Annotated in this window: 17 protein-coding genes; 5 read left to right on the plus strand and 12 right to left on the minus strand. The window is 52.9% G+C overall.

Annotated elements, in window-relative coordinates:
- Nucleotides 1–32: 32 nt before the first annotated feature.
- Entirely contained in the window at nucleotides 33–425 is a 393-nt protein-coding gene (locus ACW8F6_RS01215) for a PilZ domain-containing protein (protein ID WP_491574007.1), read from the minus strand.
- Nucleotides 426–548: 123 nt separating this feature from the next.
- Nucleotides 549–2,285: a hypothetical protein gene (locus ACW8F6_RS01220; RefSeq protein WP_491574008.1), complete on the minus strand. Its 1,737-nt coding sequence runs from the start codon at nucleotides 2,283–2,285 to the stop codon at nucleotides 549–551.
- A gap of 119 nt (nucleotides 2,286–2,404) precedes the next feature.
- On the opposite strand from ACW8F6_RS01220, the gene ACW8F6_RS01225 reads away from it, so the two are divergent.
- Nucleotides 2,405–3,316: a pirin family protein gene (locus ACW8F6_RS01225; RefSeq protein WP_491574009.1), complete on the plus strand. Its 912-nt coding sequence runs from the start codon at nucleotides 2,405–2,407 to the stop codon at nucleotides 3,314–3,316.
- Nucleotides 3,317–3,322: 6 nt separating this feature from the next.
- Here the strand turns inward: ACW8F6_RS01225 and ACW8F6_RS01230 are convergent, their stop codons facing one another.
- The gene (locus ACW8F6_RS01230) at nucleotides 3,323–3,673 is read right to left on the minus strand and encodes an FKBP-type peptidyl-prolyl cis-trans isomerase (RefSeq protein ID WP_491574010.1); all 351 of its coding nucleotides are present in this window, start codon (nucleotides 3,671–3,673) and stop codon (nucleotides 3,323–3,325) included.
- A gap of 160 nt (nucleotides 3,674–3,833) precedes the next feature.
- Here ACW8F6_RS01230 and ACW8F6_RS01235 point away from each other — a divergent pair, with 160 nt between their 5' ends.
- The 4 genes from ACW8F6_RS01235 to ACW8F6_RS01250 are packed head-to-tail and all read left to right on the plus strand — an operon-like array spanning nucleotide 3,834 to nucleotide 7,012.
- The gene (locus tag ACW8F6_RS01235) at nucleotides 3,834–4,274 is read left to right on the plus strand and encodes a DUF4389 domain-containing protein (protein ID WP_491574011.1); all 441 of its coding nucleotides are present in this window, start codon (nucleotides 3,834–3,836) and stop codon (nucleotides 4,272–4,274) included.
- Nucleotides 4,275–4,316: 42 nt separating this feature from the next.
- Nucleotides 4,317–5,132: a LiaF transmembrane domain-containing protein gene (locus ACW8F6_RS01240; protein WP_491574012.1), complete on the plus strand. Its 816-nt coding sequence runs from the start codon at nucleotides 4,317–4,319 to the stop codon at nucleotides 5,130–5,132.
- A 9-nt stretch (nucleotides 5,133–5,141) separates the two neighbouring features.
- Nucleotides 5,142–6,242: a sensor histidine kinase gene (locus tag ACW8F6_RS01245; RefSeq protein ID WP_491574013.1), complete on the plus strand. Its 1,101-nt coding sequence runs from the start codon at nucleotides 5,142–5,144 to the stop codon at nucleotides 6,240–6,242.
- Complete coding sequence (locus ACW8F6_RS01250; protein ID WP_491574014.1) at nucleotides 6,239–7,012, plus strand: LytR/AlgR family response regulator transcription factor; 774 nt, start codon at nucleotides 6,239–6,241, stop codon at nucleotides 7,010–7,012. The genes ACW8F6_RS01245 and ACW8F6_RS01250 overlap by 4 nt, the downstream gene beginning before the upstream one ends.
- A gap of 35 nt (nucleotides 7,013–7,047) precedes the next feature.
- Here the strand turns inward: ACW8F6_RS01250 and ACW8F6_RS01255 are convergent, their stop codons facing one another.
- The 9 genes from ACW8F6_RS01255 to ACW8F6_RS01295 all read right to left on the minus strand — a co-directional run bounded on the left by ACW8F6_RS01255 (nucleotide 7,048) and on the right by ACW8F6_RS01295 (nucleotide 14,755).
- Nucleotides 7,048–7,290 carry a VF530 family protein gene (locus ACW8F6_RS01255; RefSeq protein WP_491574015.1) on the minus strand — a complete coding sequence of 81 codons (243 nt, stop codon included), beginning with the start codon at nucleotides 7,288–7,290 and terminating at the stop codon, nucleotides 7,048–7,050.
- Nucleotides 7,291–7,539: 249 nt separating this feature from the next.
- Nucleotides 7,540–9,273 carry an ABC transporter ATP-binding protein gene (locus tag ACW8F6_RS01260; RefSeq protein ID WP_491574016.1) on the minus strand — a complete coding sequence of 578 codons (1,734 nt, stop codon included), beginning with the start codon at nucleotides 9,271–9,273 and terminating at the stop codon, nucleotides 7,540–7,542.
- Between the two features lie 8 nt (nucleotides 9,274–9,281).
- Complete coding sequence (locus ACW8F6_RS01265) at nucleotides 9,282–9,851, minus strand: TlpA family protein disulfide reductase (RefSeq protein ID WP_491574017.1); 570 nt, start codon at nucleotides 9,849–9,851, stop codon at nucleotides 9,282–9,284.
- An 18-nt stretch (nucleotides 9,852–9,869) separates the two neighbouring features.
- Entirely contained in the window at nucleotides 9,870–10,397 is a 528-nt protein-coding gene (locus ACW8F6_RS01270) for a MauE/DoxX family redox-associated membrane protein (RefSeq protein WP_491574018.1), read from the minus strand.
- Nucleotides 10,397–11,272, minus strand: a complete 876-nt coding sequence (locus ACW8F6_RS01275; RefSeq protein WP_491574019.1) for an SDH family Clp fold serine proteinase — start codon at nucleotides 11,270–11,272, stop codon at nucleotides 10,397–10,399. Before ACW8F6_RS01275 ends, ACW8F6_RS01270 begins: the two co-directional genes overlap by 1 nt.
- Entirely contained in the window at nucleotides 11,263–12,297 is a 1,035-nt protein-coding gene (locus ACW8F6_RS01280; protein ID WP_491574020.1) for an MvdC/MvdD family ATP grasp protein, read from the minus strand. The genes ACW8F6_RS01275 and ACW8F6_RS01280 overlap by 10 nt, the downstream gene beginning before the upstream one ends.
- Before the next feature lie 76 nt (nucleotides 12,298–12,373).
- The gene (locus ACW8F6_RS01285; RefSeq protein WP_491574021.1) at nucleotides 12,374–12,550 is read right to left on the minus strand and encodes a hypothetical protein; all 177 of its coding nucleotides are present in this window, start codon (nucleotides 12,548–12,550) and stop codon (nucleotides 12,374–12,376) included.
- A gap of 755 nt (nucleotides 12,551–13,305) precedes the next feature.
- Nucleotides 13,306–13,770, minus strand: a complete 465-nt coding sequence (locus ACW8F6_RS01290) for an NfeD family protein (protein ID WP_491574022.1) — start codon at nucleotides 13,768–13,770, stop codon at nucleotides 13,306–13,308.
- Between the two features lie 34 nt (nucleotides 13,771–13,804).
- A complete protein-coding gene (locus tag ACW8F6_RS01295) occupies nucleotides 13,805–14,755 on the minus strand; it encodes an SPFH domain-containing protein (protein ID WP_491574023.1) in 951 nt (316 codons plus the stop codon).
- Nucleotides 14,756–14,881 lie beyond the last annotated feature (126 nt).

The following is a 14,881-nucleotide window of genomic DNA, read 5'->3' on the forward strand; positions in this document are numbered from 1 at the left end:
GCGCGCTATTTGCGTGTGGGATTTATGCGCCTCTACGTGTGGTTATCGCCCTGAGCCGCCGCAGTAATTGTATTGGCAATGTAGGTTTTCCACTCGATGATATCTGAATTGTCGGAGTCAAACAGTTTTAGGCCCGTGAGGTAAGCCCCAGAGGATGTCTCATACTTCACCCACTGGACTTCGCAAATCAACACAAAGCGGGCGCTGCCACCCTCTGTTGCTTGTACGCAGGTACGCACGATTCCCGACAGCGGCAGTTCCCGATCGGCCGTTACTCGCAGCCCATTGGCTGATACATCACAGCAGCGAGAAATAACAATTTCCGGCTCCCTATCCATCTGCGATGGCAACTCAATAAAAACCGTCAATGCTTTGGCCAGACGAAACTCCTGCCGCTGGTCACTGTCTTCGCGCTGTTGAACCATAATGTAAAATCTCTTACTGAAGTCATCCGCTGAGTACTCAAGCGGCGAGCGTTGATCATAGCTACCTCAAAGGTACCCTATGCACATTTCGAAACGGCCGCCCCTTCTGCCAACAGCAACCCGCTAGGTGCCAGCTCTGCGCAAGCCCCGAATCACCTTTGCCAACTGGTCGTCAAAATTGTCGCCATTTCTGACTACACAGGCCTGTCCCGATATCAGCAACTCAATCACTGCATCGCGATCATACTCTGCAAACTTCCTGCCCAGCTCGTCCACAAAAATGTATTTGCCAACACTTGCAATAATGACCGAGAGTTTGCAACGCTGCCCCGCGCGCTGCGCCTCGCTGGACATTTGCAACCAAGCCCCTACCTGCAGTGCATCGACTTGCGCCACTGCATTGGCACGTTGCACCGCTTCCGCCTCGGCCTGCGCTTCGGCCTTGGCCGCCGCCCGCTGTTGTGCCTGCTGTACTTTTGCCTCATTTAGCGCGCGCGCCTCTGCTAAGGCCTTGTGGGCTGCAGCTTGTCGCGCTTGCAATTGTTGGCGGGCCGCTGCTTTTGATTGCGCGCGCACTTCGGCCTCTGCCGCCGCTTCGCGCGCCCGTTCGGACTTCTGCTGAGCATGCGTAGTGGCGCGGTGTAACATAGCCTGTTCGACACAAAGCGCCAGCTGTTGCTGTACTAGCGCCACCGGATCGGTCAACTGCAGTCGCTTGACAATGCCCGTAGAACAACAAGCAGCAAAATCCTTTTTGGTTTTCGTGAGCAATTTACGCCCATTAATGTCCACAAATAGCAACTGATCCAGCGCCTGTTCGTGCAGCGCCAACTCGCAGTGCCATACTTGTTCGCGCTCGCCCAGAAACACAAACCAATCGCCCGGGCGGTAGGCAGCCAATTCAGACACCAAAGCCGGCGTTACCCGCATGCGCGCGCTCTGGCTAGTATCATCGTCGGCCATGGGGCGAAACAACTCGCAGACTATCTCCTCTTTTTTGACGGCGGCCATCAGATGTTCGCTAAGCTGTTCAACCCATTGCTCGTAGGCCAGCGGGTTCACTGTGTCTATGGTAAGGCTTTGCTCGAGGGCTTCCAGCAGGGGCGGAATGCTGTGATACAGCTGTTGATCGGCCACGGCCATACCGGCACCGGAAAAGCAGCGTCCCAACACGGGCAAGAGTTGTTGCCACAATTGCCAGAGAGGCGCCTGCGAGTAGTCCTCCAGGTTCAGCACCAGGTGGCGCAACTCACTGGCTAGGGTGGTGCGTAGAGGTTGCTGTAGTGCCACCGGAAAGGGACGGTGTGCCAGATGCTGATCGATGGTTTCAACCACTCGGCTGGTGGCCGTCAGCACCCGCAATTGGCTGAGTTCGGCTTCGCAGACACGCTGACGTAAGAGTGCAGCCCGCTGGCGCTGCCTGTGCGTCGCCTTTGCCTGTGCCGCCAGGGCCGCCAACAGTGTCGCCTCTTCCCCGCCTTGGAGTAGCTGCAGCACCTGATCCCGTAAATGTTCAGCAGCCTGCCAAAGCTCGCGGTAGGTCTTGTCATCGGACGGGTGCCACCGACAAGCCTGATGGTGTAGCCACTGCGCCAGCTTCCTTTGCCAGCCGCTGGCGTTAAAAAAAACGGCATCGCTGCGCACTATATCCAGGGCTAGGTCTGGCACCAGCGGCTGCCATAGACCCGCCATCACCGTGTGAGCCCCCTCAGGAAGATAAAGCGCTTTTGCCATTTGCAAAGCCAGCTGTTTGCGGTAATCCAGCGGTGAAGTACCGGCAGACGCGGCGGCGGCGCTTAACACTGCCTGCAGCTGTTCGGGGGTGCCAGCGAGCAATTGCTGAACCGTGGCCTGCGACATTCCTCGATACTTCCTATCCCCTAGACTGAGCTACCACTATAGTTAACACCTGCCGTTTACGCCGAGCGCTGTAAAAAATCACGGCAGCATGAACACCCACGCATTGCCGAGGAAGCACTATGAGCAATACCCGCACCACAGACGATCACCCATGCCAGGTCAGTGCCGGTTGCGATACCGTCAAGCAGACCCTGTCGGCCCGCAGCCAGGACCTGGGCGGCTTCAGCGTGCGCAGGCTGTTGCCCGCCCTGCACCAACGCGCTGTGGGGCCCTGGGTCTTTTTCGATCATATGGGGCCAGCCCACTTTAATGCCGGCCAAGGTATCGATGTACGCCCCCACCCGCACATTAATTTAGCTACCGTCACCTATCTCTTTGACGGCGAAATTCTGCATCGCGACTCCCTTGGGACAGTGCAATCTATCCGTCCCGGCGATATTAATTTGATGGTGGCCGGTCGCGGCATTGTGCACTCTGAACGCGAGCGCGCCGAAGTTCGCGATCGACCACACAGCTTGCACGGTTTGCAGTTGTGGCTGGCCCTACCGGAGGCAAAGGAAGAAATCGCGCCGGCCTTCTACCACTACCCCGATGCGGACATACCCGCGCTCAACTGCGATGGCGTGCCCGTACGCGTTATGATTGGCAGCGCCTTTGGCGTCACATCGCCGGTCGAAACCTTCTCGGACACACTGTATTTAGAGGCTAGGCTACAGCCGGGCCAGTCGCTGCCACTGCCCGAGGCCAGCGAACGCGCCGTGTACCTGGTGGCGGGCTCTGCCCAAATTGGCGACACTCAGCTTGCCAGACACCAGATGGCCGTCATCAATACCGGCATGGCGGCCCGGCTGGAGGCCACCAGTGACTGCCACATCGCCCTGGTGGGTGGCGCGCCCCTGGGTAACCGCTACATGGAATGGAATTTCGTTTCAAGTCGACGCGAACGCATTGAGCAGGCCAAAGACGACTGGCAGGCCGGCAGGTTTGCCACTATTTCAGGTGATGATAAAGAGTGCATACCCTTGCCCTGAGATTTGCTAATCGTCGCGGGTCAGCACCTCTAGCAGAGTGATCTCAAATTTTAAGTCTGCATTCGCCGGTATACGTTCGCCCACTGCCCGCTCGCCATAGGCGAGATGGGCGGGCACCGATAGCTTGCGCGTCCCGCCCACTCGCATCCCCATTAAGCCCTTGTCCCAACCTTGAATCACGCGGCGCGAACCGATCACACACTGAAAAGGCTGGCCGCGGTCGTAAGATGCATCAAACGCCTTGCCGTCGGCCAACCAGCCACGATAGTGCACGGTAATCAATGCGCCCTTGACAACGGCTTTCCCGTCCCCGACCACAACGTCTTCAATTTCTAAGCTCTTCATTTCATATCTCATGGGGCAGCTCCCATTCCACTCATCGTTCACTGGGGCCCCGCCCCACCCTAAACCCACGGCCACTTACCGATGGCGCACCACCGTTGACCGAAAGGCGACACCGCCAGACTATTTCGCACCCTACTATAAGCCTGTCTATTAAAAACCCAGGAGCAATACCATGTCGCAACCTTCGCAAGACCAAATATGGCAGAACCTTACCCATCAGGATACTTGGATACGCCTGATTTATATGCTCATCTATGGCTTAATATTGCACATTGCCGGTGCATTAATGTGGATACTTTGCAGTGTTCAATTTATATTTACGCTCATTTTCGGCAAAGATAATCAAAATGTACGCGAAATGTGTGCAAACATTAGCCAGTACATTGGCGAGGCCCTGGCCTTTGTCAGCTTTAACAGTAACCACAAGCCTTTCCCCTTTAACAGCGGCACGCAAACAAGCGCAAGGGGCGGCGATAGCGATGACGCCATAGACGCCGAGGTGGTTCAAACGCCAACCGCTAGCGACAGCGCAGAGGGCAATAGCGAACCCCCTCGCCAGGCTTCGCAGGATGGCGACGCGCCGGCTGCGGGCAATACCAAGCCAGTGGAATAAGGCAGGCTCTCACACGTACGATTTTTTAAGCGGGATACGATCATGAGTAAACACAACGGAAACCTATCACCACGCACCCTGTTTGGATTGGGGTTGGTCGCCTTTGCCGTCTTGTTGTTTTTAAACAATATCGGCATCCCGTTTTTGGGAATTGCCCTGCGAAATTGGCCGGTAATCATGATCATTGCGGGCGCCATCATGCTTTACAACCGCAAGCACGCCCCGCAAGAGAGCCATCTGCGAGCCTATTTGCCCCACATGTTGATAGGCTTTGGCGTGCTCTTCCAGCTGTCGCGTATGCACATTCTGAACTTTAGTATTGGCGCCCTAATAATTCCTCTGATTCTACTGGTGGTGGGTATTAATTTGCTGCGCCCCAATCGCGACAACAAGCACACCAGCTGCGGCTTCGGCCGCACAGAACGAACCACAGAGAAAGAGGGCACCATTATTGATGGCGAAGCCCTGGCCGATGGCGACTTCGACGACGCCGGCAACGAGGTGCCACCCTCGGACGATACCACCATCGATGTATTCACTATTCTCGGAGGTGGTAATTTTTCAACTCGCTCAAAAAAATTGAGTGGCGGGAGCATCGTGGCGATACTGGGTGGTGCGGATGTAGACATTCGCGATGCCGACACACAAAAAAACACTATCGAGGTGGATGTGTTGGCCTTTATGGGCGGCGCGGAGTTGAAAGTACCTGCGCACTTCAACGTCACCGTCAAAGTACTGCCGCTACTTGGCGGCGTCACCAATAAAACCACCTGCCTGGCAGAAAAGCTCGGCGTGCCGCAGAAAAACCTTGTCATTACCGGCGTGGCCCTACTGGGCGGGCTGGAAATTACCAACTAGGGGGTCGGCGTGCACCCCCTTTTCAATTCCAATCGCAGCCTGCTCACCCTGATTTTTATTTGGGTGGTCTTGTGTTGCCTAATCGCACTGCTGCTTTGGGAGCTAACCGCCGAGATGGCTCTGCCACTACGCGGTGTACTTATTGCCGTATATGCCATTCCCCTTTATCTATTGCTGCTGTTTTTCTGCTCGGCAAATTACTACCTTTGCCTTCGCTTACCTGCACAGCAATATGCGCTAAATTGGTTATTTACAGCTCACGCCTGCGCCGCACTGCTGACCATTGGCCTTTGGCTGCTGCTGGCCCGAGCCTGGGGTCAGCTGCTGGAAAATATGGGGGCCATAGCCGCCGTTCAGCTTCATCACGACACGTTATGGATCAACGGGCTCTTGGGGCTGGTGCTCTACTGCGCCTGGGTGCTGGTGCACTATACCTACTTGATTGCCAAGGGCGATGAAACCACCAACGCTCAGGCCCTTGCCCAAAAATTGCTGATCAGCGACATCGAATTACAAGCTGTAAAGGCCACCGTGCACCCACATTTCATGTACAACAGCCTGACGATGTTGGCCAACCTTTCAGTTTCTGCGCCCGAAAAAATTCACGATATTTGCGTACAAATGTCGGAATTTTTGCGCTACAGCGTCAATTATGCAAAAAAAGACACTGTGACAATTCACGAAGAAGTGACGCACATTGAAAACTATTTAGCCATTGAGCGCGAACGCTTTGGCGACAACCTAAACACCGAACTGGACATAGATCCCGCTTGTTTATATCAACCCGCCATGCCATTACTATTATTTCCGCTTGTGGAAAACAGTGTTAAGCACGGCATTCAGTCGCAGCTGGCCCCCGGGTATATCAAGCTGGACATTGCCAAGCAAGGCGAGGGCATGCGCATTCAGGTAGAGAACAGCTTCGACCCGACCGGTGCCAAAGCTCAAAGCACCCAATTGGGCTTGGCTTCGCTTAAAAAGCGCTTAACCGGCTACTACGGTGACACTGCGTCACTTGCCCTTAAGCGCACGGACAACGCATTTACGGTTACGCTTAACCTACCTGTTCTGGCCGCCCCAACCCCCTTAAAATTAGGCGTTGAAACATGAACCAAACCAACATTACGGCCATTGTTGTCGACGACGAAAATCACGCTCGACAAGCGCTGACGACACTATTAAAGGCACATCCAACGATCGCCGTGGTGGCCGAGTGCGAAAACGGTAAAGCCGCCGTCAAGGCCGTCAACGACCTCAAGCCCGATATAATGTTTTTGGATATTCACATGCCAAAACTGGACGGTTTTGAGGTGCTAGAGCTCCTGGGTGATGCCGCCCCACTGACGATATTTGCCACAGCGCACGACGACTACGCCATTCAAGCCTTTGAAAAAAATGCCTTGGACTATTTGCTGAAACCCATCAGCAAGGTGCGTCTCAGCCAAAGCATCGCTCGCATTACCGAACGATTGCAGCAGGAAAACTCGGCCAGTTATCAAGTGCAGCAGCAACAGGCGGCACAACAGATGATGCAACCCAAGGGCCCGCTACAACGGATTCTGGTGCGCGATAAAGGTGATGTACACGTAATCGCCACTAAAGACATTAGCGCTATTGAGGCGGCTGATGACTATGTGGTTATCCACACGGCCACGGCCAGCCACATTAAACAAGAGCGACTTAGCAAGCTTGAGGCCCAATTGGACACACAACAATTCTGCCGTATACACCGCTCCACGCTCATCAACCTGGATTATCTACAGGGTATTGAAACCGAAGCAAAAGAAACGCGCTTTGCAGTGCTTAAAACCGAAGACAATAGCACCAAGCAATATGCCATCAGCCGCAGTGGATACACCAAATTGATCGCATTGCTGTAGTCCCATCGCGCTGACCACGCTACTTGCTGTGATGGCTATTTCGCGGGTGTCTGCCAGGGATTAGCCGCTGTGAAGGTAGCCAGGTACAAAGCTTCAACCTTTGCCCGCGCCCAATCTGTTCGGCGAAGAAATTTCAAACTGGACTTATGGGACGGATTGTCCTTAAAGCAATTGATATCAATACGTGCGGCCAATCCCTGCCAGCCATAATGGGCTTCTAAGCGCTCCAGCATAGCCGCCAATGTTACGCCATGCAGTGGGTTGTTTACCTGAACCATCTGTGATGCCCTGTGTTAATACCTAGGTTTTTTGATCATTGCCCGCGAGATCAGGCGATGTTAAAACCAGCAAACCGCAATTATACCCCGAGCGGCCTCGAGCCACAGAGCCCCTTTAATTAAATAGAAAGTCAATCGCGCACGAGCGCTGCGCTAGGCGCAGCAACGATGCCGTTCAATGACACGCGCTAGCGGTGACGGGAGGCAGGCAAAGCCATCTGCATGTAGAAGAGCTGGCAAACGCCATCGTCAAGCAAGTTCGCTGACTAGTTCGCCCTGATAACCCCGCATTCTGGCATAGAGGCCATCGCCATCACCTCTGAGTGCGCTCGGTGAGCCCACCTGGACAAGCCGCCCCGCTTCAAGTACCAACACCCGATCAGCCTTGGCCAGGGTAGCAAAGCGGTGGGCAATCATAATGGTGGTTCGCCCCACCATTAGGTGATCCAGCGCCGACTGCACTTCGCGTTCGCTTATAGCGTCTAATGCGCTGGTGGCTTCATCGAGTATCAATATTTTTGGCTTGCGCAAAATCGCTCGCGCAATGGCAATGCGTTGCCGCTGCCCCCCCGAAAGCTGAACCCCGCGACTACCCACTCGCGTATCAAAGCCCGCGGGAAATCCGTTGATGAATTCCAATGCATTTGCTTGGGCAACTGAGTCAAGAACTTCTTCCTGGGTAGCAGACGGATTTGAATACGCAATATTGTCGTAAATAGTCCCGTCGAACAGTGCGGGTTCTTGCTCCACCACCGCAATATACTGGCGCAATACTGCCCAATTGCAAGTGCTCGAGTTGACGCCGTCAAATAAAAGCACACCACAATCTGGCCGATAAAAACCCATAAGCAAATTTACCACCGTCGACTTACCCGCACCCGAGGGACCAACCAATGCTATCTTTTCGCCCGGCGCAATTGACGCGGTAAAGCTTACGAGTGCAGGTGTCTCGGTACGCGCTGGATAGGAAAAAGACACGTCTCTGAACTCTATATGGCCTTCGACGGCATGCGCAATGCCAGTCACTGGCGCCAGGGGCGTTTGCATTATCGTTACAATCCTTTCGGTGGCGCCAATACTGCGCATCCACTCGCTCCAAAAATCTGTCAGCGCAACTGCCGCGGTCGCCACCATGGCTGAATAGATAACGAAGCTGGTCAGCTCACCCACTGTTAGCTTATTTTGAGAAATCAGCACCGCGCCCAGCCCTAGGGTAGACAGCAGAGCCAAATACACGAGCAACGACGACCCGCCCTGAAATAACGCAAAATACCGCGTGCAGTTCAGCGTCGTTGTTAAACTGTCATTAATTTTTTCGTTATATTTGCACTTACCATGCCGCTGCTGGCTAAACGAATGCACAAGTCTAATATTGCCTAATTGCTCCTGTGCCACCGTGCCCACTGCCGCAAGCCGGTCTTGTATCAAGCCCGATAGCACTTTAATTCGATTGCCAACCCAGCGCCCTAAAAACATACTGACAGGTAAAAATACGATCAGAATGACGCTTAGCACTGGCGACAACAGTGTAAGTAATACCAGACCGCCCACACACACAAAGGCCGATCGCAACGATATGGCCAAACCCATTGTCAGCGCATCTTGCAATACCTCCACATCGGCGTACAGCCGGTTGGTGAGTTCGCCAATATTATTTTGATCGAAAAATGCAATGGGCTGGTCAATCAAACGGGAGAACAGGCGTTCGCGTATACTGGCCACCAGAATATGTCCTGCAGATTCAAACAGATAATAACGCATTGCCGTGGCTATCGACTGCACCACCACCAAGAGCAACATTGCCGCCGCGAACATAGCATACCAAGAGTAGTTTTGCTGCCGATCCACATGGTCGATAAAGTGAGCAACTGCCTTAGGATAAGCCAGCTGAATGGCCACAGTAACCAACATAGCCAACAGGCCTACGGCTAGCCGTTTACGAACGGGCTTCAACATGCGCAATCGCTGTAAACTCTGCGCCATTGTGACTCTCATGGCGCCACTATCTGAGCAGTATTCGACAACTCAAGATCCTCCGTCACCTGGGCAATAAAGGCCTGCCAATTTTCATCGCCCAACTCTCCGCCTGCTTCAAGCAATCCTAAGTGATTCACGAACAAATAAAGCGGGCTATAGCGCATTGGATTCAGTTGAACGTACTGCTTCCGGCTCACTTTCAGCGCTACATGAGACAGACCCGAAGCTCCAAAAAAATTCTTCAATATCCGATCTGATTCCAGTGACACCAGGCTGACGACCACACCTTGGCGCTTGGCAGGTGCCAGGAGCGCACTAATCTCTGGCAACTTTGCGCGACATTTTGGACACTGGCTCGATAAAAATAGAAGCACGCTAGGCACGCCAGTTACAAGCAAGCTACGACTAGCTCCCGTTAAGTCTTGCCCAACAATGTTTTCAATGGGCGCACCAACTTCTGGAATGAGAGATTTCTCAGTTTTTCGATACTGAAAAAACTGATACAAGCGAACCGTTAGCAACAAATTCAGAACCAATCCTATTGCCAAAACTATTAGTACTACCTGAACAGTTTGCTCATTCATTGGATTCCCCTTATTCGCTTAGACATGATTAAATCTGCCTAAAAGCAAGCTGACGATCTCGTGTAGGTACACCAATATCACTGTCAACCAGCAAGAGACTGCTAATGCCAGCCAAGCCTCTTGGTTATCCCATGAAACTACCTGCCAACCTGATACCGACACCGTAATAGCACTGGCAATCAGCAACGTATTTCTGGCGATATCAATTGCCGAAACGGGTCGGTCACTGCTACCAAAGCAGCTACAGCGCACAACCTGGCCCCGCAGCAACCTGAAAAGTAACAATGCCGTAAAGCCAAACAGCAGCGTCGTGACGGTCCATCCCACATAGTGCCCTGCGCCCCATTCAAACAGCAAACACGCCGCGAGCAGCAGCTCGCCAAACACAATCACGCCGGCGAACTGTGTCGCCCGCTTCACAGACAGCGATAACAGCTCGCTGACACTGCGATAAAATTGTTCGAAATATCGGGCCTTTGATACGCCTGCAGTCAACAATACAGCAGCCAGGCACCACTGATTTACCTGAAAGATCACGGTATCCATCACGCTGCACCTTCGCGGTGGCAGTCCCAATACCCCGACAGTGCCCGATCGCTCCGATGACGCACGCGAATACTCCCGGTAGTAGCAACCAATGCATCCCGCCAGCTGTCATCCGGCGTGGCGCGCAGGTGGCCGCCTACGAAGCCCTGGAGAATTCGCGATATTTCCCAGACTAGCTGCCCAGTATGTTCCAATGGCGACGCAGGTAACCCTAGGCAAGCCAAATCGCCCCCCGTTAAGGCATAGTCGTGCGAGGCATGTCCGTACAACAGCTGCGCGACAATGCTCCTGTGTCGATCCCTATCGTGATGGCTTAGCGACAATAGCTCTTGAGCAATGGATTCCACTTCTTTAGTAGAGCGGTAAAAGCCCGTTAATGTTGGCGGAAACAGCGAATCGCATAACTTAGACAGTGTTTGTGCAGCACTGACTCCGCCTGCCTCGGAAAACCACTCACTTGCCATTTTATGAAAGTCTTTGATATCAAGAGCAGATATCGAGGTTGCTTCTCCCTCGGCCCCCTCGCCCTGTAAATGAGGATCTATGGGCGTAAAAATCGCAGTTGGCAGATACGCAATCCGATTACCTGAAAGCACCAGCAATGTAGCGGCGGAAGCACACCAAAAGGGCACAATGAATTCAACGTGTGCAGCAAAGTCTCTCAATAACAAGGCGACGCGCCTTGCTGCATTCACCTCGCCACCTCGGCATTGAATCACGACGTGAAGTGCGTCTAGTGGACCTAGCTCCTGCAACATCTCATACAGTTCAGGTAGGACATGCATATCCAGGTGCGACGAGCACAAGACGATCACACGCCCCTCTCGCTCGGATTCCAGTTCGGAAATGAGCGCGGACAAGCCCTTTAACAACATCTTGACAAACCCGATTTACTAGTGATTTTTACGTCCAATCCCGCCTCGAGACTTGCAGCTACGGCGCCACAAATATCGAGTTCGGGCACCAATTGCTGCACGTATAGAAACTGCCCGTTAGGATTATTCTCCAGAAATATCACTTGCCCACTTTTATCCACCAATAGATCCATAGCACCATATTCCAGACCATAGCTTTTCACGAAGTTCACACACTTTTCGGCAAGCTCATGATCGAGACAAAATTTTTCATAGTGGATATCTGCCGCCATATTCCTGGAATCTATCCGGGTTCTGTCATCGTCCTGGCTGTGTAACTTTGCGGCAAACACCTGATTGCCAACCACAGTCACACGCAGCTCGTAGTTTTTATCAATGTATTCCTGAAAATGGCAGGGTATGAGCTCTATCGAGTCGGTATCGGCCAGCATCTCCTGGGTAACCAAAGTCGTTTCCAGGCCCGATACCACAACCGCGTCATCCTCAACATTTTCTGCTCCCAATTGCGGGGATGACATTGCCTTATAGACCAGTCCCCCGGGCGACGCGGCCGCCAGTTCTAACACACTATCGGGATCATTCGATATAATTGAATTAGGAATCGAAAATCCAAATTTCACGGCGCGCACTAGCTGCTCGCCCTTCCACATGGCCGAGCGCATTGCCAAGGGATGACTAAACCAATAGCAATCTAACGCATAAAGCATACTGAATAACGTGTGATCAGTTTCCATTCGCGCGAAAGCTTTTTCCTGGGTAGGTAAATCTTCATCTCGGTAGGCAAACGGCGCGGGCTTTCGCATCCACACCGAACCGATATCCCCAACCGATACTCGATCGCCTGTCGAAAGGTGTACAATTTCCCCAACGTTTGAACATCCGTCATAGCTGAGCGTCAGACCATAGTCACGGGGAAACTCGTCTAAATTTATTCTAAAAACCTTTCGCCCACGACTTTTCAGAATATTGATTACTATGTCCGCGTGCAGGTCACCGCTATTGGTAACCACAAGTATGATCTGCATCTATTCTTCTTATTCGTGAAAAATATTTTCGCAAATAAAAGCCTCACGTCAACGCGAGGCTTTTACCAAGCCGCTATTAGCAGTACATACCTGCATCGCGACCCCAACGGTAGTCATTGGCACGGGCCCATGGACCAGAACAACCGGCCGTGGCAACGCCATCGCGAGCAACCCACTGCTTGTTTGGCTTTTCTGACTGAGCCTTAGTCGCTAATTTAAAGGCAAATACCTTTGAATCTTTTTGAGCTTTCATAACTATTCCTTATTTTTACTCGTTAAACTCACAGGGCTCCAGAGTGAACCCAGCGAAAAAACTTATGCAAATGACCAAACGCTGTCAATTCACCCACACAGTTCGAGCTGGGCAGCCAAACACAACCACAAGTCAAGCAGGTGTTTTTTTAATACTTCATGACCGCCTAATTTGGCGCAGAATGCCGCTCAATTGACGCCTGCAACAACGCAGCCACTATGCGAAGGCCGCAGGTCGCCCCACTGCAAACCAAGAACTTCTGTACCAGATGCTGGCACATCAACCTTTTGACTCCCGAGCCAGTGTCCTGCGGATGGCAGCCAGCTACGCAACACAAAAAACATTTTTCTGCCGCGAATAATTATTTATCGCCCCATAAATCAATACCGGTTAGATAGCTGCCAAGGTTTTAAAAACTACACTCACTGCACATCACAACGCTTTGACATGGTCGTGAAGAGTATTTATTATGCCGCGCGCATTTTTATTGCAGTGCATTAAAAACGGCAAACCTAGGTGTTATAAAAATAGTGCGCGCCCACCATCAGATCACGCCATCGGTACTTGCAATGTTCAGCAAGATTAGCCGCCGAGAAAGCAGAAATTCGCCCCCAACTTTTCGTGCACCCCAGTCCCACTTAACAGGTTTCAATACCAACTCACTAATACCCTACCGCGAAGAAACCCCTAGGGCGGGCATAAAAAAGGCGAATCATAGACTCGCCTAATCGGAAATGAGAAAGTGTCCAGCGCGCTTACACAGGGCAAACCTGAAATACGCCAACCTCGACTGACACCACCTTCACGCGACTGCCTCGGCTGACAGGTTCAACGCCGGCCGCCAGCTCCACTCGCCATTGAATACCGGAAAATTGCAAAGCGCCTGGCTGCCCGGGCGCCAGGTCCGTTTCAGTAACAAATTCATAGCCCACCAAATCACTGCTATTGTCTTTGCCCGCGGGTTTTTCACCCTGCAATTTTTTAAAGGGCTGCCACAGGACAGCCGTGGTAAGACCCGCACAAACGCCCAAGCTTGCGATTCCGGCTATCCAGGTTTCCGGCAGCACGCCAGCGGCCATGAGTGCACCTGTCAACAGCGCACCCAGCCCGGCGAATAAAAATACGCCGGCGGCAAAACCTAACAGCACCTCCAGCACCAGTAAAACAAAACCGGCAACCAGCCAGAATTCCGCCTGGTGAAGGTTGATATATTCAATCATGCAAAATACCTATGTCGGTTACAGGGCCAGCGGCTTAAGCGCCACCTTTTTGCGTATTCAGTGTGCCGATGATGGTCATGGCCTCTGCCACCACATTGGCGGCATTGGTGCTGCCGTCGGGTAACAGAACCACGGTGGAATCTTTGGCTATGACACGCTTGGCTTCGATTGCCTTGTCGGCCAAATCCAGCTGAATGGCCTTTTGCCCTTCGGCAGTGGCGGCCACACGTCCGACGGTGTCCAGAGCTTTGGCCTTGGCGTCGGCGACGGCAATGATGGCTTGCGCCTCACCTTCGGCGCGCAAAATCTGCTCGGCCTTGTCCGCTTCTGCCGCCAGAACCTGCGCCTGTTTATCGCCCTCGGCCACGTTGATGGCCGACTGGCGATGACCTTCCGATTCCAAAATAGTGGCGCGCTTTTCGCGCTCTGCTTTCATCTGGCGCTCCATCGCATCCAGAATCGTGCGCGGAGGTTCAATGTCTTTAATTTCGTAGCGCAACACCTGTACACCCCAGGGCTCTGAGGCGTGGTTTATGGCGTTAACGATATTGATGTTCAGGCTTTCGCGCTCCTCAAAGGTCTTATCCAAGTCAATTTTACCGATCTCGGAACGCATAGTGGTCTGCGCCAGTTGTGTCACCGCGTAAACATAGTTATCTACGCCGTAAGAGGCCTTATAGGGATCAAGCACTTTCAGATACAAGACGCCATCGACCACCAGTGAAATATTGTCTTTGGTAATCGCCGCCTGGCTGGGCACGTCGTAGGCGTGTTCTTTGAGGGACTGGTTGTACGACACCTTGTCGATAAAGGGCACCAGTATGTTCAGGCCGGCCACCATGGTTTTCTGATAGCGCCCAAATCGCTCTACCACATAGGCATGGTTCTGGGGCACAAACTTGATCGAGGACTTGAGTACCACCACCACCAAAATGGCCAGGCCAGTCCAAAAGTTAAACAGTATTGAAAACAGTTCTACAGACATCTATCGCTCCTTAATGATTGAGTCCTTGTCACCTGCGCCAGCCGCCGAGCGGCGCCGGTTAAAGCCCGCCCCATAATACCGATTTCAGACTGTTCTGTCTGAACAATAGGCCCTGCGCAGACTCAG

It is taken from the genome of Simiduia sp. (genome assembly GCF_058345725.1).